The 20,601-nt window shown below is 44.1% G+C and carries 18 protein-coding genes and 1 pseudogene; all 19 read left to right on the top strand.

Annotated elements, in window-relative coordinates; genetic code table 11:
• Positions 1-12 precede the first annotated feature (12 nt).
• The 19 genes and pseudogenes from EHC72_RS15285 (at position 13) to EHC72_RS15205 (ending at position 20,597) form a co-directional block, all read left to right on the top strand.
• A complete protein-coding gene (locus EHC72_RS15285) occupies positions 13-342 on the top strand; it encodes an ArsR/SmtB family transcription factor (RefSeq protein ID WP_039474421.1) in 330 nt (109 codons plus the stop codon).
• 38 nt (positions 343-380) lie between these two features.
• Positions 381-950, top strand: coding sequence for a DUF6428 family protein (locus tag EHC72_RS15280; protein WP_039474418.1), 570 nt, complete (start codon positions 381-383; stop codon positions 948-950).
• Positions 951-957: 7 nt separating this feature from the next.
• Positions 958-1,449, top strand: coding sequence for a GNAT family N-acetyltransferase (locus EHC72_RS15275; RefSeq protein ID WP_039474415.1), 492 nt, complete (start codon positions 958-960; stop codon positions 1,447-1,449).
• Between the two features lie 4 nt (positions 1,450-1,453).
• Positions 1,454-1,873, top strand: a complete 420-nt coding sequence (locus EHC72_RS15270) for an arsenate reductase ArsC (protein WP_039474411.1) — start codon at positions 1,454-1,456, stop codon at positions 1,871-1,873.
• 3 nt (positions 1,874-1,876) lie between these two features.
• The gene (arsB, locus tag EHC72_RS15265; protein ID WP_131538571.1) at positions 1,877-2,956 is read left to right on the top strand and encodes an ACR3 family arsenite efflux transporter; all 1,080 of its coding nucleotides are present in this window, start codon (positions 1,877-1,879) and stop codon (positions 2,954-2,956) included.
• Positions 2,957-2,983: 27 nt separating this feature from the next.
• Entirely contained in the window at positions 2,984-3,721 is a 738-nt protein-coding gene (locus EHC72_RS15260) for a metallophosphoesterase family protein (RefSeq protein WP_039474405.1), read from the top strand.
• A gap of 91 nt (positions 3,722-3,812) precedes the next feature.
• Positions 3,813-4,559 (top strand): annotated as a pseudogene (locus EHC72_RS15255) (TonB-dependent receptor domain-containing protein); the annotation flags it as partial.
• Positions 4,560-4,569: 10 nt separating this feature from the next.
• Positions 4,570-5,142 carry a DJ-1/PfpI family protein gene (locus tag EHC72_RS23140; RefSeq protein ID WP_246029439.1) on the top strand — a complete coding sequence of 191 codons (573 nt, stop codon included), beginning with the start codon at positions 4,570-4,572 and terminating at the stop codon, positions 5,140-5,142.
• Positions 5,143-5,172: 30 nt separating this feature from the next.
• A complete protein-coding gene (locus EHC72_RS23135) occupies positions 5,173-5,523 on the top strand; it encodes a YHS domain-containing protein (protein ID WP_246029438.1) in 351 nt (116 codons plus the stop codon).
• 762 nt (positions 5,524-6,285) lie between these two features.
• Entirely contained in the window at positions 6,286-6,606 is a 321-nt protein-coding gene (locus tag EHC72_RS15245) for a DUF6660 family protein (RefSeq protein ID WP_131538569.1), read from the top strand.
• 105 nt (positions 6,607-6,711) lie between these two features.
• Positions 6,712-11,094: a CusA/CzcA family heavy metal efflux RND transporter gene (locus tag EHC72_RS15240; RefSeq protein ID WP_131538568.1), complete on the top strand. Its 4,383-nt coding sequence runs from the start codon at positions 6,712-6,714 to the stop codon at positions 11,092-11,094.
• A gap of 10 nt (positions 11,095-11,104) precedes the next feature.
• On the top strand, positions 11,105-12,337 hold the full coding sequence (locus EHC72_RS15235) for an efflux RND transporter periplasmic adaptor subunit (protein WP_131538567.1): 1,233 nt from the start codon (positions 11,105-11,107) through the stop codon (positions 12,335-12,337).
• A gap of 149 nt (positions 12,338-12,486) precedes the next feature.
• Positions 12,487-14,679 (top strand): heavy metal translocating P-type ATPase, encoded by a 2,193-nt coding sequence (locus EHC72_RS15230; protein WP_131538566.1) that lies wholly within the window; start codon positions 12,487-12,489, stop codon positions 14,677-14,679.
• 3 nt (positions 14,680-14,682) lie between these two features.
• Positions 14,683-16,005, top strand: coding sequence for an NRAMP family divalent metal transporter (locus EHC72_RS15225; protein ID WP_039474395.1), 1,323 nt, complete (start codon positions 14,683-14,685; stop codon positions 16,003-16,005).
• A 31-nt stretch (positions 16,006-16,036) separates the two neighbouring features.
• A complete protein-coding gene (locus tag EHC72_RS15220) occupies positions 16,037-16,690 on the top strand; it encodes a phosphatase PAP2 family protein (RefSeq protein WP_039474392.1) in 654 nt (217 codons plus the stop codon).
• The gene (locus EHC72_RS15215) at positions 16,680-17,423 is read left to right on the top strand and encodes a ZIP family metal transporter (protein WP_039474389.1); all 744 of its coding nucleotides are present in this window, start codon (positions 16,680-16,682) and stop codon (positions 17,421-17,423) included. The genes EHC72_RS15220 and EHC72_RS15215 overlap by 11 nt, the downstream gene beginning before the upstream one ends.
• Positions 17,424-17,432: 9 nt before the next feature.
• On the top strand, positions 17,433-18,119 hold the full coding sequence (locus EHC72_RS15210; RefSeq protein ID WP_052266086.1) for a DUF1345 domain-containing protein: 687 nt from the start codon (positions 17,433-17,435) through the stop codon (positions 18,117-18,119).
• 24 nt (positions 18,120-18,143) lie between these two features.
• On the top strand, positions 18,144-18,320 hold the full coding sequence (locus tag EHC72_RS22695) for a DUF2188 domain-containing protein (RefSeq protein WP_165585840.1): 177 nt from the start codon (positions 18,144-18,146) through the stop codon (positions 18,318-18,320).
• A 324-nt stretch (positions 18,321-18,644) separates the two neighbouring features.
• Positions 18,645-20,597: an LTA synthase family protein gene (locus EHC72_RS15205; RefSeq protein ID WP_131538565.1), complete on the top strand. Its 1,953-nt coding sequence runs from the start codon at positions 18,645-18,647 to the stop codon at positions 20,595-20,597.
• Positions 20,598-20,601 lie beyond the last annotated feature (4 nt).

The following is a 20,601-nucleotide window of genomic DNA, read 5'->3' as shown; positions in this document are numbered from 1 at the left end:
CGATATAAAATTATGGGACTTACAAGATCAGAAATATTCACCGACGAGCAGAACCAGCTTTCCACCCTGCTGAAAGCAATTGCGCATCCTGCCCGCATCGCCATCCTGCAAAGGATCCTTATATCCAATACCTGTATCTGCGGGGATCTGGTAGAGGAATTGGGCTTAGCACAGGCAACCATTTCGCAACACCTTAAAGAACTTAAAACAGCCGGGATCATTCAGGGAACGATCGAAGGCGTGAGTGTCTGCTATTGTATCAACCCTAAAACCTGGAAATTATTGGAAGAACAGTTGGGTACATTCTTTGGCTCGTACAAAGGCGAAACCAGCTGCTGCTAACCTTTTTTTATTTATATCAATCGTTAAATTGCAATATTATGAACAATGCAGAATTGACTAACTGGCAAACATTCAAAGCCACATTAGAACAACATCCAGAACTGATCCTTCAATTCCAGTATGCGGAAGGTAAGTGGGTAGACGCTTCATACCATATTACCGAAATCAAACAGGCACCGATCGTATCTGTGGATTGCGGAGGAAAAATGAATACCTGGACAGAAATTATCGTACAGCTTTGGGAGCCATCCGTACAGGAAAGCGAAAGGGCCATGCAGGTTAGCAAAGCGTTGTCGATTGTAAGTCTGGTAGAAAAATCTTTACCACTTAACCCCCTGGGAACCGTTAAGATAGAGTTTGGAAACTCACAGTTTGATACCAGACAGATGTATCCCGGCGAATTTTTGATCGATGGCGATAACCTGATCGTTAACCTGATCCCTGATTTTACGCAGTGCAAAGCAATCGGACGTGGGGGAAGTTGTGGAACAACAGAAACAGGGGAAGAATGCTGTGCACCAGCGGTGAAAGAAGAAAAACCAAAATTACAGATGGTAAACCTTGCTGGGGCGGGACAGACCTGTGAACCCGGTTCGGGCTGCTGCTAATCAGCGTATGGAAATTATAGAATTACTCCCCTTGCACTGGGAAGAGGTTAGAATTATTTATCTACAAGGTATCGCCACTAAGCAGGCTACCTTTCAGACCGATGCCCCGGCATGGGAAGAATGGGACAAAGGCCACCTGGCTGGTCTCCGCTATGTTGCTATCATTGATGGTAACGTGGCAGGCTGGGCAGCTTTAACCCCTGTTTCAGGCAGATGTGTCTATGCAGGGGTAACAGAAGTGAGCGTTTATATACATGAAGGCTATCGAGGTAAAGGGATAGGTGGGGCGCTATTGCAAAAGCTGGTTACCGAAAGTGAGGCCAGTAACATCTGGACGCTGCAATCAGGCATCTTTCCTGAAAATACGGGTAGTATCGCCCTGCACGAAAAGCTCGGTTTTAGAGAAATCGGTTATCGCGAAAAGATCGGCAAGATGGACGGGGTATGGCGGGATACAGTGCTGATGGAACGAAGAAGTAAAATAATAGGACAAGAATAAAAACATGAAAAAAATATTAGTACTCTGCACAGGAAACAGCTGTAGAAGCCAGTTGGCAGAAGGTTATTTAAGGCATTTTGCCGGAGATCAGGTGGAAATATACAGCGCAGGGATTGAAACACATGGCGTAAATCCAAAAGCTATCGCAGTCATGGCAGAAGATCATATCGATATTTCGGGACATACCTCGAACCATGTAGATGAATATGGCGGAATTGATTTTGATGCAGTAATCACTGTTTGCGATAATGCCAATGAAGCCTGTCCTTTCTTTCCGGGAAAAGTAGACCGTTTCCACAAGAATTTCCCTGACCCTGCAAAGGCTACAGGAACGCCAGAGGAAATGATGGACGAATTCAGAAGGGTACGTGAGCTGATCAAAGCCTATTCAGCAGATTTTGTAAACCAGTATATAAACAGATAAACCATGAGTGCAAACAATTGTGCCCCCGTTGAAGAACGAAAAAAACTGGGATTCCTTGACCGTTACCTGACCCTATGGATCTTTATCGCGATGGCGATAGGGGTTGGCATCGGCTATTTTATCCCATCATCTTCCGGTTTTATCAATTCCTTTTCCAGCGGTACAACCAACATCCCACTGGCCATCGGCCTGATCCTGATGATGTACCCGCCACTTGCCAAGGTAAAATATGAAAATATGGGCGAAGTGTTTAAGGATACCAAAGTGTTGAGCGTTTCCCTGGTGCTGAACTGGGTGGTCGGTCCGCTGTTGATGTTCTTTCTGGCCATTACTTTTTTAAGGGACTATCCTGAATATATGGTTGGCCTGATCCTGATCGGGCTAGCACGTTGTATCGCCATGGTGGTGGTATGGAACGAGCTGGCAGAAGGTAACCGCGAATATGCCGCTGGCCTGATCGCATTGAACAGCATCTTCCAGGTATTGTTATACAGCGTGTTTGCCTATATATTCATTACCGTATTGCCACCTTTCTTTGGCCTGAAAAGCCTTGAGGTAAATATAACCATTGGTGAGATCGCAAAAAGCGTGGGCATTTATTTAGGATTGCCATTTGCAATGGGTGTTATCAGCAGATATGCACTGATCAAACTCAAAGGTGAAGACTGGTTCCAGAACAGGTTTATCCCATTTATATCTCCTATAACCCTGATCGCTTTGCTGTTTACCATTGTCATTATGTTCAGCCTGAAAGGTAACCTGATCGTACAGATACCAATGGACGTGGTTCGTATTGCCATACCGCTGGTGATCTATTTCTCTATCATGTTCATCGTCAGCTTTTTTGCAGGCAGGTATTTCGGGGCAGATTATTCTAGAAGTACTTCCATTGCCTTTACTGCCACTGGTAACAATTTTGAACTGGCGATCGCCGTGGCCATTGGTGTGTTTGGAATCAATTCGGGACAGGCATTTGCCGGAGTAATCGGACCTTTGGTGGAAGTACCCGCATTGATTGCCTTGGTTAATCTGGCCTTCTGGTTCAGGAAAAAATATTATACCACAACAGAGGCTACTAACTAACAAACAATTCTAAACACCTTTTCAGATATGAGAATTGCATTATTTTCTGACGTCCATGCCAATTTCCCCGCTTTTGAAGCCATGCTGCAAGATATGGACAGCCAAAAGCCCGATGCCGTATATTGTCTGGGGGATCTTGTAGGCTACCATATCTATCCCAATGAAGTCATTGATGAAATCCGCAGAAGAGGGATTGCAACCTTAAAAGGCAACCATGACGAAAAAGTTGAAAATATCATTACCACTCCTGAAAGTTTAAATGAACCGGAAAAAAAATATGCTTATCACCTGATTCGTGAGGATAACAGGGAATATCTGACAACGCTTCCGGCACATATCAGGTTAGAATATAAACTGAACGGTGAAAAACTAAACCTTGTTTTTGCGCACGGCAGTACCAGGAGCATAGATGAATATATCCTGATAGACACAGATGCAGACTATGTTTTGGAAATGCTTAAAGAAGCTGAGGCAGATCTGCTTTTTGTCGGGCACTCCCATAAACCGTATCACCGAATCTTAGAGACACGAGATGGACGGCTTAAACATTTGATCAACCTGGGATCCGTCGGAAAGCCTAAAGACGGTGACCTAAAGGGATGTTACGTTATAGTTCACTTAAATGCAGGCAGTTCCACAACCGATAAAAATAGTATCGAAATTGAATTCAGACGTGTTGAGTACGATGTGGAAGCATCCGCCATAGCTATCATAAACAGCCCCCTCCCCGATGAGTTCGCTGATGCCTTGAGGCTTGCAAAATAGGCATAAGGGATATACCGAACCTTATTTTTGCAAAAATTAGAAGACATTGGCAAATTCTTGGTAAACGGATGTATTAAGCCTTACCCCAAAATTTGTTTTGAGCTATAAATTAGACCAGGACATGCTCTTATATGGAAGCTATGCACGAGGTTTCCGTGCCGGGGGATTGAATACAAATGCTACCGATCCGGCTCAGGTTCCTTATGCACCAGAGAATTCAGACAATTTTGAGATCGGTTGGAAGAATATGTTCTTTGATCACAAGCTAAAGCTTAACCTGACTGCATTTTATCTAGAACAGCACAATCAGCAGATTAGTATTGCAATGGATGGCATCAACGCACTCATCTTAAATGTGGGTGAGATGCGAAATAAGGGTCTGGAACTGGAACTTACTGCGTTGCCTGTTAAAGGCTTGCAGATCGACTATAATGCAAGCTTTTCCCGCGCACGTTATTCCTCGCTGTTACTTTATAGTGCAGATCAAAATGCAGTGGTTAACTTCAAGGGAAACCAGCCAATTAATACTCCACCCCTTAGTTCTATGCTTGCTGCACAATATACCTACAATTTTGCCAGAAGTAAACCAGGGCTATCTGTTTTTGGCAGGGGAGAGTATCGATACTTGGGCAGGTATTATTTTGATTTTATTAACGGCCTGAGCCAGCCAGGATACACTCTTTTTAACTTCAAGACAGGTATTACGACTAGGAGATTTGAGCTTAGTGGCTGGATGAGAAACGCATCCAACGCGAAGTATGTAGCCTACGGCTCATTCAGATCCTTCATGCTTGGAAGCCCTAAAACTTATGGAACAACATTTACCGCAAAATTTTAATTCTATCCAAATGAAGAAAGTAATTTTAGCTGCATTGCTGACAATTATTATGGCAGCTTGCACAGATAAAAAAAAGGAAACAAAACAAGACGGTAAAGGTGCAGAAAAGCAAAGGATTGATTTTCCTGCACCTAAGTCAAAGATAAAAACTGTGGGTATTCTGCTGTATGATAATTACGCGTTGCTGGATGCAATGGGTCCCTATCATATATTTAGTGAACTGATGGGAGCAAAGGTGTTCTTCGTCGGCCGTCATAAGGGAATGATCTATACTTCCGGTATGAGCGTGCAATGCGATAGTTCCATTAATGAGGTCAAGCAACTTGATATTCTGGTCATCCCGGGGGGCTTAACAGATACCTATTCATTGACAAAGGATACTACCTTGCTGACTTGGATCAGGAACATCGACAAACGCTCGAAATACACAACCAGCGTATGTACCGGTGCGTGGTTACTTGCCGCAACAGGACTATTAAAGAACCAACAGGCTACAACACACTGGTACGGGAAATCATTGTTAAAAGATGAGTTCGGGATTAGTTCTCAAAATAAGCGTTACGTAAAAAGTGGTAAGTACTGAACCAGCGCAGGTGTTTCTGCCGGGATCGACATGAGCCTTGCAGTGATAAAGGATATCATGGGCGAAAAATATACGCAGATGGTTATGCTAGATCTGGAATATGATCCCCAGCCACCAGTTAAAGGTGGAAGAACGGATAATACTGACCCCTTCGTTGTAAAGGACATGAAGGAAATGTACGATGGGGGAATGGAAGCTGTACTGCATCCTCAATCAATGAAAACTGGCTATGCTATTGATAATAAGGCCGACCCAGTTTGTCAGATGGCTGTTGCCTCCGGTGTGAGAGATACAGTCCATTATAAGGGTAATATCTACGGCTTTTGCTCGGGCAGCCGCAAATCCAGGTTTAAGCAACATCCAGCAGCTTACAACCAGTAACAAATTTAGCTTTTGACCTGCAAATTGTAATCACGCTCTATATCTATTAGGTCTTAAGGCATAAATTAACAAAAAACAATTATAGATTTTCACCTCTCGACTTAGAGAGGTGGAAAATTGCTTTATTCGTTTTCCGTCTTAAATCCTAAAATAAGTGAAATAAAAAGTACATTATTCACTTGCCTTTTCAAGCCAATCCGCAGCCCATCAATGCAAATGATAGACCAGCTTAAATGTGAGCGGAACCTCGCAATGAAAATACTGATGCGCATAAATTATTTAATTTTTTTTGCACAGATAGCATAATACACCTATAGGTAAAGGGGCTGGATATTTGATGTTTTATCGGGTCCTATTGCAAAAGTTAATCGTGTAGCTTAAAAAGCGACCTTCGTAACTGACGCAATCTGATATTTTATATTTAACGCTATATTTATTAACTTTTATTGTCCGAAAATTTTTTTTACTTCTTTCCATCTCAAAAAACTCACAAGTTGGTTATCGTCACTATTATCTTCAATAAACTGATAGTTATCAGTTTTTCTTCAGTTCAATTTTTTGAGAAAATGTTTTGATTTAGGTGGTTGATAAAGAGATAAAGCGTGTTATTTGCCTCCATAGATAGCCCGCAGTAATTAAATTATTAAATATTTAAATTCCTTTTGGGTGCATCCCGACACAGCACATTAATTTTCTATCTCGTTTTTTAACATAAAATTTGTATTTGCAAATAAATGCATATATTTGCTTAAATTTTTCAGAATGAAAAAATATATTCTGTTTTTATCCTTCATTATCGTATCTATGAGCTGCATGCCTTGCAGTGACATATTTGCTATGGGTAAAATGTCGAATATTCCTTCTACTGAAAAGAGTGTATCCACACATTCTAAAAGTGATCAAACCAGCGATTTATGCTCTCCATTCTGTGTTTGTTCTTGTTGTAATACAACATCTGAAGTTTTACTTATCAATAGTCTTGTCATCATTTCTACATCTGTGAGCACTGAATTTGATGAGGCTTACAAGGGAGAGGTTATCTCATTGCCTTTATCTGTTTGGCAACCGCCAAAATTAAGTTAAAAATCGATTTTCATTTCGATGCTGATTTTTGCCTGCATAATTGTTTGCTGGGCAATCTCTTGCGTTGATCTGTTTTTTTTTATTTTTTACTTAATTAAACAAATAATGCTGAAAAAAATTATTCAGTTTTCCATAGCGAACAAGCTAGTTGTAGCACTGTTTACATTGGGCCTGATCGCATGGGGAATTTATTCCCTAAGACAACTTCCTATTGATGCTGTACCCGATATTACCAATAATCAGGTTCAGGTCATTACCCTTAGCCCATCACTAGCTACCCAGGAGGTAGAAAGACTCATTTCCTATCCGGTAGAACAGACCATGTCCACCATACCTGAGATCGAACAGGTACGTTCCATTTCTAGATTCGGACTCTCTGTAGTTACCATCGTTTTCCATGATGATGTTGACATTTATTGGGCACGTCAGCAGGTAAACGAAAAGTTAGCTGAAGCCAAAAATAATATTCCCTCAGGACTTGGCAATCCTGAAATCTCACCGATATCAACAGGACTCGGGGAGATTTACCAATATGTAATCCATGCCAAGCCTGGTTTCGAAAAGAAATTCAATGCCCGTGAACTCCGAAGCATACAGGACTGGATTGTAAGGAGACAGCTTCTGGGAACTCCGGGCATTGCCGAGGTCAACAGTTTCGGAGGCCTTCTAAAACAGTATGAAATTGCCCTAGATCCCGATAAACTAAGAAGTTTAAACCTGAGCATCAGTGATGTTTTTGCTGTGCTTGAACAAAATAACCAGAATACCGGGGGGGCTTATATAGACAAAAAACCTAATGCTTATTTTATCAGGAGTGAGGGCTTGGTCGGTAATCTGGATGACATTAATAAGATCGTTGTCAAAAACAATGCAAATGGTATACCCGTGCTCATACATGATATTGCCACCGTGCAGATCGGAAGTTCTATCCGCTATGGCGCTCTGACCCGGGCGACTAAACAAGGTGAAGGAGAAGCTGTCGGAGGCATTGTGATGATGCTGAAAGGTGCAAATGCAAACAATGTTGTTAAACAGGTAAAGGAAAAAATTGCTCGTATCGGCAAAACCCTCCCTCAGGGCGTAACCATTGAACCTTTCTTGGACAGAAGTGCACTTGTTGACCGGGCCATGGGCACGGTTGCCAAAAACCTGATCGAAGGAGCGTTAATTGTAATTTTCGTTCTGGTCTTGTTCCTTGGGAATTTCAGAGCCGGACTGGTGGTTGCATCGGTCATCCCGCTTGCCATGCTATTTGCGATTTCTATGATGAACCTTTTTGGGGTCTCGGGTAATCTGATGAGCCTTGGTGCGATTGATTTCGGACTCATTGTGGATGGCGCGGTAATTATCGTGGAAGCTACCATGCACATACTTTCGGAAAACAAATTGGGCAGGGCATATACCCAAACCGAGATGAATGAGCAGGTTGAAAAATCTGCCGTAAGGATGATGAGCGCTGCTGCATTTGGACAGATCATTATTCTGATCGTTTATCTTCCTATTCTTGCCCTGGTAGGTATTGAAGGTAAGATGTTCGGACCGATGGCACAAACGGTATCATTCGCCATCATGGGTGCCTTTATATTATCCCTTACCTATGTGCCGATGGTGTCTTCTATTTTCTTGAGTAAGAAGGGCGCACATAAAAGGAATTTTTCAGACCGTATGATGGATTTTTTCCAGCGTAAGTATTCTCCGATGATCAAGGGTGCGCTGAACAGACGTTTTTTAGTCGTTGCATTCTCTGTTGTGCTGTTGGCCATCAGTGTTTTCATATTTACGAAAATGGGAGGAGAGTTTATTCCCACTTTAGAAGAAGGCGATTTCGCGGTAGAGACCCGGTTATTGACCGGTAGTTCGCTATCACAGACCATTGACAAAGTAAATCAGGCGTCCAAGATCCTGGTTGAAAAATTTCCTGAGGTTAAAGAAGTGATCGGAAAGGTTGGTGCAGCAGAAATTCCCACAGATCCCATGCCCATGGAAGCCTGCGATCTGACGATTGTATTAAAGGATAAAAAAGATTGGACAACAACCCACGATAGGGAGGAACTGGCAGAGATGATGAGCAAGGCACTTGAAGAAGTTCCCGGCGTTAGCTTTGGTTTCTCTCAGCCGATCCAGCTCCGATCAAATGAACTGATCTCCGGGGTAAGACAGGATATCGGGATAAAGGTCTTTGGCGATGACCTTGAAGCACTAACCAGCATTTCCCAAAAGATAGGTAAGATCGTTTCAGGTGTGGAAGGAGCAAAGGATCTGTACCTTGAACAGGCAACCGGTCTTCCGCAGATCGTCGTAAAAATCAACCGTGATCGCATCGCCCAATATGGGCTGAGTGTAGGCACGGTCAACCAAGCTCTTAACACGGCATTCGCAGGTCAGTCCGCCGGGCTAGTCTATGAAGGTGAACAGCGTTATGATATCGTTGTGCGTCTTTCCCAGCAAAATCGTCAAGGGATAGATGATGTTAAAAACGTATACGTAACCGCACCGAATGGCAACCAGGTACCACTGGATCAGCTGGCACAAATCGAATTCAAGATCGGTCCAAACCAGATTCAGCGGGAAGATACCAAGCGAAGGATTATCGTAGGCCTTAACGTCCGCGGTCGGGATATCCAGAGTGTGGTTACGGAGATTGAATCCAAGATCAATCAGCAGATCAAGCTTCCGGCAGGATACTATATCACTTATGGCGGCCAGTTTGAAAACCTGAAGGAAGCAACCTCAAGACTCTCTGTCGCAGTACCTGTAGCGCTTTTACTGATCCTACTGTTGCTATATTTCTCTTTCGGGTCTGTGAAACAATCCATACTCATCTTCTCGGCTATTCCCATGGCGGCAATTGGTGGTATACTTGGCCTTCTTTTAAGGGGAATGCCTTTTAGTATCTCAGCAGGCGTAGGTTTCATTGCGCTCTTTGGGGTGGCGGTACTAAACGGAATTGTTCTGATTACGGAATTCAACAGGCTCAAGAAAATGAATAAATACAGTATCCGCGATATTGTACTCGAGGGAACTTCCATACGTTTGCGACCAGTGTTGATGACTGCAACAGTTGCCTCTCTTGGATTTCTTCCCATGGCGATATCAAGCGCAGCAGGTGCGGAGGTGCAAAAGCCGCTGGCTACCGTCGTGATCGGTGGATTGATTACCTCAACAATATTAACCCTAATCGTACTTCCCGTGCTTTATACTTATTTTGAAGGTTGGAAAAGCAAGAAAACTGCCCTTCCAACAACTGTAGTTGCCATTGCAATGTTCATCGGACTGCTTTCAATGTCTCCTCAGACGCAAGCGCAGACCATTCCCAATCAGGGCATGAGCCTCGAACAGGCTCTGAACACCGCTTTGAACAATAATCAGGCTGTCAAGTCCTCTACCCTGCAGATTGGCCGTCAACAGGCACTCCGCGGATCTTCAACGGATCTGGGGAAAACGACTGTCGAACTACAGTACGGACAGATCAATACCATTAAACGTGACAATAACTTCTCAGCATCCCAGAACATTCCCTACCCTGGGCTATTTAAAAGCCAGCGTAATCTGTATGATGCGCAAATCAGGGGAGCGGAGATCAGCCTGCAGGTGACCCAGAGGGAACTATCCTATCAGGTAAAAAGCGTCTACGCTCAGCTGGAATATTTTATTGCCCTCCAAAAGCTTTATAAAAGTCAGGATAGTGTGTACAGCAATTTCCTTAAGGCAGCCTCATTAAGGTATCAGGCGGGGGAAACCAATCTACTTGAAAAAACAACCGCCGAAACGCAATACAACGAGGTCCGTAACCAAATGAGCAAAAATGAAGCTGATATCTTAGCTTACACAGCAGAACTTAGGCGTTTGCTGAATACCCGGGAACAGATCAGCATTATGAATGCAGAATTTAATCAGGTAGCCTGGAACAACAATCCAATGGATAGCGTTACTGCTGAAAATCCAATTCTCGCACTTCAGGCCCAGCAGATTCAAATTGCCGATAAAGCCATCAGGCTGGAACGTTCACGTTCAGGTCCCGATTTCAGTGTTGGTTATTTCAATCAATCCATTATTGGTGCCCAGAACGTTGGCGGCCAGGACCTTTATTTCAATGGTGGCAAGCGTTTTCAGGGTGTTTCAGCTGGAATATCCATTCCACTTTTCTTTAAACCCTTTGCCTCCAGGATAAAGGCGGCAAAGATTGATAAACAAGTAGCAGAAAGTGATTTTGTCCTCTCCCAAACTGACCTGCGCGGGCGGTATGAGCAGGCTTTTCAGGACCTCCAAAAGAATTCCAGAAGTATAGCCTATTATAAGAATAGTGCCCTTCCAAATGCCAACTTGATTTTAAAACAATCTCAGATTGCCTTCCAGGCAGGAGAGATCGGCTATGTGGAATATCTCCAGGCCCTTAGGACTTACTCAGATATCCGTTTCAGTTATCTGGGAGCCATCAACCAATACAATCAATCCGTATACACATTACAGTACCTAAAAGGTCAATAACAATATTAAAATGAAAAAATTATTTAAAATCCTAAGCCGATTATCTTATGTAGCCGCACTAGCGGTGCTTCTCTCTTCCTGCGGTAGCAAGGAAAAAGATGGCGCTGGAACGGAAGGCGCTGCGGATAGTACGGCAACTGAAGAAAGCAATTCTGTAGAGCTCAGCCAGTCACAGTTCAAGACTGTGGGTGTAGAACTTGGAAGTCCCGAACTCCGCGCACTCAGCGGTATGCTCAAAGTCAACGGATTTATAGACGTTCCCCCGCAAAATCTGGTTAGCATAACGACCCAGATGGGCGGCATCGTAAAATCAACTCCATTATTACAGGGAACAAAGGTAAGTAAGGGCCAGGTGATCGCTATACTTCAAAACCAGGAATTTGTTCAGATGCAGCAGGACTACCTTGAAAGTAAGAGCCAACTGGAGCTGTCAGATTCAGAATACAAAAGACAGCAGACTCTTGCTCAGCAGAACGTTAATGCACAAAAGACCCTGCAGCAGGCAAAAGCAGCTTATCAAGGGAATCTTGCCAGGGAAAATGCGTTGAGACAACGCCTCCAGCTTATCAACATCAATCCTTCCTCCCTTAAGGCCAACAACATCCGCAGTCAGGTGAATATCTATTCCCCAATCAGCGGATATGTAACCAAGGTAAACGTGAATACCGGAAAGTTCGTTGCAGCCAATGACGTGATGTTCGAAATCGTTAACAGCTCAAACCTTCACGTCGAGCTCAATGTGTTTGAGAAGGATGCACAGATGGTCAAAAAAGGTCAGAAAGTACTTTTTACCCTGACCAATGATTCAACCCAGCGGACCGCTGTGGTACAACTGGTGGGCGGCGAGATCAATGCCGACAAAACGGTAACCGTTCATGCGATTGCACAAGGAAGTACTGGATTTATACCTGGTACTTACCTGAAGGCTTTAATCGAGACCGGTGCCATGCAGGTTACCGCCTTGCCATCTGCTGCTGTTGTAGACTTTGAGGGCAAAAAATACATATTCGTCAGGAATGCAGCGGACAAAAAAATGAATGAGCCTGCAAAAGGAGCGAATACCGCTGCCGACACTGCTAGTGGATCAGGGTATCATTTTGAAATGGTAGAGGTGACAACTGGAATATCAGATGGTGGATATATAGAGGTAACCCTGCCCGCTGGAAGAGATTTTATGGGTAAGGTCGTATTAAAGGGAACCTATGATCTCCTTTCAAAAATGAAGAACAGCGAGGAAGAGTAGCACTTCCCGGACACACTTTTTAGTACACACATTTGAATAAGGTGCCTCGTTAGGGAGGCATCTTTTTAAGGAACATTACGAAATTAAAAAGGCGATAAGTATACCTCAAGTTCTTGCACTGAATATCCAATTAAATCAATCTACCCGACATGGAAAACAAGAATAAAAAATCTGAAACTAAATCAACTGGCAAAAAGCCCGTAATCCGGGAAAAAGGTCCTGATGCCAAAGAAGTTAAAAAGGAGGAGACTCAGCAAGACAGTAAAACTGCAAAACGCATCACTCCGGAAACGCAACCTAATAGAAAAAAAGAAACGACTAAGAAAAAGTATTCACATAAAGACCATACTCATGAAGAAGGCGAAGATCATGAACATGGCGGGATTTTCGGTAAAAACACCGAAATGATCTTTGCCATCATCTGTGGGGTGGCCTTAGGGACAGGATTTGGGATTTCCTTCATCGAAGGTGTGCCAGAATGGGCAAGCCTGGTGCTCTACATAACGGCCTATTTCTTTGGTGGTTTCTTTACGGCCAAGGAAGCTGTGGAGACCATACTGAAAGGTGGGTTTGAAATTGATTTTTTAATGCTGGTTGCAGCAATAGGCGCGGCTATTTTGGGTTCATGGGCTGAAGGTGCACTGCTGCTGTTTTTATTTAGCTTGGGACATGCCCTGGAGCATTATGCTATGGGCAAGGCCAGGAAAAGTATCGAAGCTTTGACCAGCCTCGCACCACCTACAGCTCTGGTAGTCAGAGGTGGTAAAGAATCCGAAGTGAGAATCGAGGAACTCGAGCTCGGGGATGTCATTATCATTAAACCAAACAGCAAGATCCCGGCAGATGGGGTTGTTGTGAAGGGGGAAGGTAGCGTTAACCAGGCGCCAATCACAGGGGAAAGTGTTCCTGTAGATAAATCTCCCGTTCCTGACCCCGATACCGACTACACCACCGATAAGAAGATTAAGCCGCAATTCCGCGTTTTTGCAGGAACCATAAACGGCGCTTCGGTTCTTGAAGTAAAAGTCATTCGCGAGGCTAAGGACTCCACCATTTCCCGTTTGGTGAAAATGGTCAACGAGGCGGAAAAACAAAAATCACCTACCCAGCTTTTTACCGATAAGTTCGAAAAATATTTTGTTCCAACAGTATTGGTGCTGGTAGCACTACTATGTTTTGCCTTTTTGGTGATCGATGAACCGTTTAGCAAAAGCTTTTACAGGGCAATGTCGGTATTGGTGGCCGCAAGCCCATGTGCATTGGCAATCTCTACGCCTAGTGCGGTGCTCAGTGGCGTCGCCCGGGCAGCACGTGGTGGCGTTCTGATAAAAGGCGGCAGACCTCTCGAGGATCTGGGTGCACTTAATGCCATTGCATTTGACAAAACCGGCACACTTACCGAAGGAAAACCCCAGCTCACAAACGTCATTCCGCTCAACGGTGTTGATGAGCAGGATTTAATGGCTATCTCCATAGCCGTAGAGAAACTAAGCGATCACCCGCTCGCCGAAGCTATTGTTAAGGGGGCAGGTGAGCGAATGAAGAAAAAAACGCTTCCCCAGGCCCATAACGTGAAAGGGATCACGGGTAGGGGCGTTCAGGCAGAGGTGGACGGCAAAAAGGTATTCATTGGGAACAAAGCGCTCTTTGAAAAAGATGGCATTCCGGACGATATCAGAAAGCAGGTTGAAGATCTGGAAAAGGGTGGACATACTTCGATGCTGGTCAGAGTGGAAAAGAATTTCATTGGTATACTTTCTCTCATGGACGTTCCCAGGGATGAAGCCAAGAATGTGCTTAAAGAGCTTTCCGAGCTAGGGATCAAAAAGATGATCATGCTTACCGGTGATAATCAACAGGTTGCCGAGGCGGTAGCCAAGCAGATTGGGGTAACCGAGGCCTGGGGGAACCTGATGCCCGAGGATAAAGTGAAGGCGGTACAGAAGCTTGCCAAATCAGAAAAGATGGTCGCCATGGTGGGGGATGGCGTGAACGATGCTCCAGCCATGGCCAAAAGCACAGTTGGGATCGCTATGGGTGCTGCAGGATCTGATGTAGCACTGGAAACGGCCGATATCGCCCTGATGGGCGACAAGCTGGAAAGCCTTCCCTTTGCTATCGGACTCAGTCGCAAAGCTAAAGGTATCATTAAGCAGAACCTATGGATTTCCCTTGGCGTTGTTGGTGCTTTGATTCCCTTGACTATTGCAGGGATCGCCACAATCGGTCCTGCGGTGATTGCCCACGAGGGTTCAACCCTTGTTGTTGTATTCAATGCGCTAAGGCTTCTCGCTTATAATAATAGCTATAATAAGAAAACTCCAAAAGGGAAGAAAAAATAAAGCATGTTTAAAAAGGTTAAAAAATTCCTGAAGGCCCTTGGGCCGGGCATCGTTACCGGTGCGAGTGACGATGACCCATCAGGTATTGCCACCTATTCGCAGGCTGGAGCGAAATATGGCCTTGCAACACTTTGGACAGTGATCATCACATTTCCCCTGATGGCAGCAATTCAGGAGATCTGTGCTCGGATCGGGCTGATCACAACGGTCGGCCTGACCACTACGCTTAAAAACCACTATCCCAAATGGGTACTGTACCTGATGATTATATTCAGTGTTCCCGCTATTGTGCTAAACATAGGCGCTGATATCGCTGGAATGGGCGCAGTGGCACATCTTATATTTCCTGGTATCCATGCCATAATTTTCAGTGTGCTGTTTACCGGGATTCTGCTATTTTTTATCATCTACCTGCCTTATTCAACATTCGTCTCGGTGTTAAAGTATCTGTGCCTGACACTAATGCTTTATATTATCGTTCCCTTTTTTACCAAGCCCGATTGGGCAGCCGTGATGAAGGCTACCTTTATTCCAACTATCAAATGGAACAAGGAGTTTATTGGCATGTTGGTAGCGATTCTGGGAACGACCATATCACCATATCTTTTTTTCTGGCAGACTGCAATGGAAGCTGAGGATGTAAAGTCTGTAAAAAGGCAGATGATGGTCAATAAAAGACTGGTCAGTATCAATGGGGAAAAACTCACAGGCGAGGAACATAAGAAAAAAGAAAACAAACTCCTCGGACTACTCATCAGCAAGATGTCGCTGGACGTGAACCTGGGTATGTTGCTTTCCAACATGATTATGTTTTTTACCATCCTGGCTACCGGAACTGCTTTGTATAACCAGGGTATTCGTCAGATCGATACCGTGGAGCAGGCTGCCAAAGCACTTGAACCCGTTGCAGGGAAAGCATCTTACCTTCTTTTTGCCCTCGGGGTGATCGGAACAGGGTTTCTTGCAATCCCCGTACTCAGCGGAAGCTTGTCCTATATCATCTCTGAGACATTCGGATGGAAAGGCAACCTGGACAGGAAGTTCAATCAGGCAAAGCCATTCTACGCAGTTATTATTGTATCGGTAATTCTGGGCTTACTAATGAACTATATTGGAATCAGCCCCGTGGATGCACTGCTCTACACGGCTATACTTTATGGTGTGACCTCGCCGGTGATCATTGCCATATTGTTGCACATTTCCAATAACCGAAAGGTTATGGGAGAATTTACCAACGGCAGAATTTCCAATATCCTTGGCCTGGCAACATTTCTGCTGATGGCAGTATCGGCAATATTCCTGATCTACCTCCAATTTACCTCATAAATAACAGGCAGCCACAACCTTCGATAAAAACATGAAAGATAAGATTCCATTTCCGGTTCTAATTACAGGCTTAGTTTTTTTAGGTCTGATGGCTATGTTTACGTTTGCCGATACCCATATTTTAAGCTATCTTAAAAACCAAGATGAGCTTCTGCTTTTTCTGGCCAATGAAAAGCATTCTCGTTTCTGGGACCTGGTATTAAAGGAGTCAGCTAGCTTTTGGTTCTGGATACCCTTTTATTGTTTCCTCTTACTAATGCTACTCGCTTATGACCGGGTCAGATTCTTAAGAAAAGTCATTTTTATTCTTATTTATTTATTGGTTTCAATAGGAAGCCTGACGGCTTTAAATAGGATTTTTGGTCATCTGAGGCCCCTATACGACCAATCTTTCAAAACCGAACTTAAAATCAGTATCAATGGTGCGGGTGAGCTTTACGGTTGTCTTCCGATTCCTTCTATTGCAGCAGGTCTCGCGATTCTCATGGTCCTGTTCTTTGGCAGGCGCCATTTGATTCTAAATGGGGTGATTGGACTTTGGGCTTTGCTTTACATGTATAGCAGGGCCTATAATAGCTGGAACTATCCCAGCGAAATTATTTTCGGTGCAGGCTTTAGCCTCGCCCTTGGATATCTTTCCTTTTATGCCTATAACCTTTATTTAAAAAAGAGCTATGCAGGTTAATCAACTGATATCAGTTAATATACTGCTGTTTGCAGTCGTTCCGGTTATTCTGCTATTGATCGGAGGCATGATTGTTACCTGGAAAAAGCCAACAGTCGCGCTGCAGAGTACGATCCTTCACTTCGCCGCGGGAGTGGTCTTTTCTGTGGTTGCAGTGGAACTTTTGCCTGATATGATCAGGATCCATGATACCACCGCAATCATAATAGGCTTTACCCTGGGTATTTCGGCCATGCTAGTCATCAAATGGTATACCGCCAGGCTTGAACTTAAAATGGGCGGATCAAATGATGGAAAGCTTTTGCCATGGGGAATGCTAATTGCAGTAGGCATTGACCTGTTGCTGGATGGGCTTCTCCTCGGGATCGGATTTGCAGCAGGATCAAAAGAAGGAACCCTGCTTGCACTGGCGCTTGCCATGGAATGCCTTTCGCTTGGCCTTGCGGTAGGAACCAGGCTGACCAAACTTGGAAGTTCCAAAAGCAGGCTGATGCGCATCCTTTTGATTTTTGGACTCGTTTTTTTATTGGGAACCGCAGGTGGTTTTTTCATGCTGCATTTTACAGGAGAAAAAGTGTTAGAGCTCGTGCTCTCCTTTGGCAGCGCAGCCTTATTGTTTTTAGTTACTGAGGAACTGCTGGTGGAAGCCCATGAAGAAAAGGACTCCCCATTTTTCACAGCCGCCTTTTTCGCCGGATTTCTATTATTTATGGTTCTGGGACTCATCATTTAATCAATGCCAATGCAAAACGTAAAAAAAATCAGCCAACTCGATGCCCATCATAAGCTTTACATCTCGCTTGGCGTTGCCATTACTGCCCTCGGAATATGCTATGCTGTGGAACTGGAGAATTCGCTCAGGTGGATGATTGCATGGCTTAGTTATGCGCTCACGAGCATCATCCTTGTCTGGATAACGATTCGTTCCGCTCATCCCAGTCAGATCAAACACGATGCCCATGCCCAGGATTCAAGCAGAACATTTATTTTTTTATTTGCCGTTGCCGCTGCTTTCGCCAGTCTTTTTTCCATTATCATGCTGCTGCGGGAGAATTCTGATAAGACTGATCAGAGCATGTTGACGGAGATCATCGTTCCCCTGCTTTGCGTGGTCAGCTCGTGGTGGCTTGTCCATACCGTCTTTACGATGCGATATGCACATTTTTATTACTGTGACATCGACCATGAGAAGAAAGGGAAAGTAGAAAAGCCGGGCGGACTCATCTTTCCTGGCGGGCAAGATCCGGATTACATGGACTTTGTTTACTTCGCCTTCGTGGTTGGAATGACCTTTCAGGTATCCGATGTAGAAATTTCCGCCAAACGTATCCGCAGACTTGCCTGGATGCATGGGGTACTTTCTTTTGCTTTCAATACGGTCATTGTGGCCCTAACAATTAATGTGCTCTCGGGCATGGTTCAAAAATAATTTAAACAACAAAAAATATATAAAATGGCCTGGACAGAACAGAATTTTCCGATGGAAATGAAAGACCTCGACCCAAGGGTGAGAGAGAAAGCACTAGAGATTGCCAATGAACTTAAAAATACAAGAGAAGTAAGCGAACTACATATAGTGGAAGTCGCCATCGACAGGGCTCAGCAATGGTTCATGAACCTTGAGGGGTAATAATAACCGATCAAATACAATATGATTTAAAAAGTGGTCAGGAGTTCAGAAATCTTCGGGCCATTCAAAAGAATTTAATCAAATGCAGAACAAAAGAAACATAAAGGCCCGGCCCGCTGCTGCCGAGACTGGCGGAAACGCCGCAAGGAAGAAAAAGTTGAAAACCCCAAGGACTTCCATATATCGAATGGTTTTTTATTGGATAATGACACTGCTCCTTATGCTTGGCGTTTATTCGAAAGCTAGGCATTTTTTCAGGATCCACTGGAACAAAGATAAAAAGCCAATAACCCAATCAGCCTCCCCCAATCAAAAAACCGAAAAATGATAAGATCTATTTTCATCAAAAGTCGCTACAGCCTCCTGCATTATTTTATGCTAAGTTTTCTTGTCGTCTCCAGTTTCTTCAGGATCATTTTAATCGCGATGTCCTTCAGCAAGGGAGGGCTCAAAACCATAGACATATTTACTGCACTTGCAAAGGGCGTGGTTTTCGACCTGGGGGTGAGTATCTATTTTTGCTTATTTTATGCCGTTTATCTGCTTTGCCTTCCCCAAAAATGGAACGGGTCAGCTTTTGACCGCACCTTTACCAGGATATTATTGTTTCTAATGGTACTGATATCGGTATTCTCTTTCTTTGCTGAATTTACCTTCTGGCTGGAATTTGAAAGCCGCTTCAATTTCATAGCAGTAGATTATTTGATCTACACTTACGAGGTACTGCACAACATCAATGAGTCTTACCCACTCCCGCTTTTAATTGCAGGCGTTGTACTCATTTCCCTGCTATGGAACTATCTCATGCGTGCAGCCTTCAGGATCAGTTTCCGTTCAGTTACCCCTGTTCTCCACAGGTTTTTATTTACCCTACTGATTGTTTTGATGGCAATATTTTATGGCCAGAAGGTGGACAATTCCTGGGCCGAGCGTAGCAGTAACCGATATGTAAGCGAAATTTCCAAAGCGGGGATATATTCATTCATTGCAGCGTTCCGCTCAAATGAGCTGAACTATGACCAGTTTTATCCCATGACATCAGAGATGGTCGCATTTAATACCACAAGAAAAGAGCTGTCATCTCCATTGGCAAGATTTATGCCAGGGGAAGGTTCGATTCGCCGAATCGTTTCCAATGGCAATGGCCAAAGCAGATCGAACGTGATCATGGTGGTAATGGAAAGTTTTAGTGCGGATTATATGGGAACCTTTGGTAATGCACAGGGACTTACGCCAACACTTGATACCCTCGCAAAACAAAGCGTTTTATTTAAGCGGATGTATGCCACTGGCACACGAACGGTACGCGGTATGGAAGCGCTTTCCCTAGCCCTTCCGCCAACCCCTGGAAACAGCATTGTCAGAAGAGAAAATAATGCAAATCTAACCACCATTGGAAGTATATTTTCTAAACGCGGGTATTCAACTTCTTTTTTTTATGGTGGGGATGGCTACTTCGACAATATGAATCAGTTCTTTGGTAACAATGGATACGAGATAACCGATAGGGGCCGAAAACTAACAGTGGGAGATACCTATAAGGTAAAACGAACGATCCTAAAGGATGATCAGGTTGCCTTTGAAAATGCCTGGGGCATTTCTGACGGGGACCTGCTTTCTGCAGTGATCCGTGATGCGGACAAACGTTTCCAGACAAAAAAGCCGTTCTACGATTTTGTGATGACCACATCCAACCATCGTCCTTTTACCTATCCCGGAGGAAAAATTGATATCGCCCCGGGAACGGGGAGGGAGGGGGCCGTGAAGTACACTGACTTTGCCATCGGTGAATTTTTAGAAAAAGCCCGGAAAAAACCTTGGTTCGACAATACGATATTTATATTCATTGCTGATCACTGCGCTGAAAGTGCAGGGAAAAATGAAATCGATATCTCCCGGTACCATATTCCCGCTATGATCTATAATCTTAAAGGACAGGTCCCTTTGACAATTTCAACCCTCTGTTCTCAGATCGACCTCTACCCAACCTTGTTTGGATTGCTCAAATGGGATTTCCAGGGCAATAACTACGGAATGGATGTACGCTCAGTAGCCTATCGCCCAAGGATCATGCTGGGGACCTATCAAAAACTTGGCTATCTCCGCAATGACACGCTTGTGGTACTCAGCCCACGAAAAGCCCCCCAGAGTTATAGGTACGATTTCACTACAAACGTACAAACGCCCGTAAAGACGCCAAAAAAGATAAGTCTGGAAGCCATCTCGCTATACCAGAGCGCCTATCATCTTTTTAAAAATGGTGGATTAAAACAATAACAAT

The sequence above is a fragment of the Pedobacter nototheniae genome (assembly GCF_004335085.1).
Taxonomy (GTDB): Bacteria; Bacteroidota; Bacteroidia; order Sphingobacteriales; family Sphingobacteriaceae; genus Pedobacter; species Pedobacter nototheniae.
The sequence above is the reverse complement of the archived record's forward strand: the minus strand, read 5'-3'. Positions and strand labels throughout refer to the sequence as shown.

Bases quoted from the DNA above. Each gene is read 5' to 3' on its own strand.
- EHC72_RS15275 (WP_039474415.1), top strand. From the start codon at position 958: ATGGAAATTATAGAATTACTCCCCTTGCACTGGGAAGAGGTTAGAATT.
- EHC72_RS23140 (WP_246029439.1), top strand. From the start codon at position 4,570: ATGAAGAAAGTAATTTTAGCTGCATTGCTGACAATTATTATGGCAGCT.
- EHC72_RS15235 (WP_131538567.1), top strand. From the start codon at position 11,105: ATGAAAAAATTATTTAAAATCCTAAGCCGATTATCTTATGTAGCCGCA.
- EHC72_RS15225 (WP_039474395.1), top strand. From the start codon at position 14,683: ATGTTTAAAAAGGTTAAAAAATTCCTGAAGGCCCTTGGGCCGGGCATC.
- arsB (WP_131538571.1), top strand. From the start codon at position 1,877: ATGAGTGCAAACAATTGTGCCCCCGTTGAAGAACGAAAAAAACTGGGA.
- EHC72_RS15270 (WP_039474411.1), top strand. From the start codon at position 1,454: ATGAAAAAAATATTAGTACTCTGCACAGGAAACAGCTGTAGAAGCCAG.
- EHC72_RS15210 (WP_052266086.1), top strand. From the start codon at position 17,433: ATGCAAAACGTAAAAAAAATCAGCCAACTCGATGCCCATCATAAGCTT.
- EHC72_RS15280 (WP_039474418.1), top strand. From the start codon at position 381: ATGAACAATGCAGAATTGACTAACTGGCAAACATTCAAAGCCACATTA.
- EHC72_RS15285 (WP_039474421.1), top strand. From the start codon at position 13: ATGGGACTTACAAGATCAGAAATATTCACCGACGAGCAGAACCAGCTT.
- EHC72_RS22695 (WP_165585840.1), top strand. From the start codon at position 18,144: ATGGCCTGGACAGAACAGAATTTTCCGATGGAAATGAAAGACCTCGAC.
- EHC72_RS15240 (WP_131538568.1), top strand. From the start codon at position 6,712: ATGCTGAAAAAAATTATTCAGTTTTCCATAGCGAACAAGCTAGTTGTA.
- EHC72_RS15220 (WP_039474392.1), top strand. From the start codon at position 16,037: ATGAAAGATAAGATTCCATTTCCGGTTCTAATTACAGGCTTAGTTTTT.
- EHC72_RS15215 (WP_039474389.1), top strand. From the start codon at position 16,680: ATGCAGGTTAATCAACTGATATCAGTTAATATACTGCTGTTTGCAGTC.
- EHC72_RS15245 (WP_131538569.1), top strand. From the start codon at position 6,286: ATGAAAAAATATATTCTGTTTTTATCCTTCATTATCGTATCTATGAGC.
- EHC72_RS15260 (WP_039474405.1), top strand. From the start codon at position 2,984: ATGAGAATTGCATTATTTTCTGACGTCCATGCCAATTTCCCCGCTTTT.
- EHC72_RS15230 (WP_131538566.1), top strand. From the start codon at position 12,487: ATGGAAAACAAGAATAAAAAATCTGAAACTAAATCAACTGGCAAAAAG.
- EHC72_RS23135 (WP_246029438.1), top strand. From the start codon at position 5,173: ATGAGCCTTGCAGTGATAAAGGATATCATGGGCGAAAAATATACGCAG.
- EHC72_RS15205 (WP_131538565.1), top strand. From the start codon at position 18,645: ATGATAAGATCTATTTTCATCAAAAGTCGCTACAGCCTCCTGCATTAT.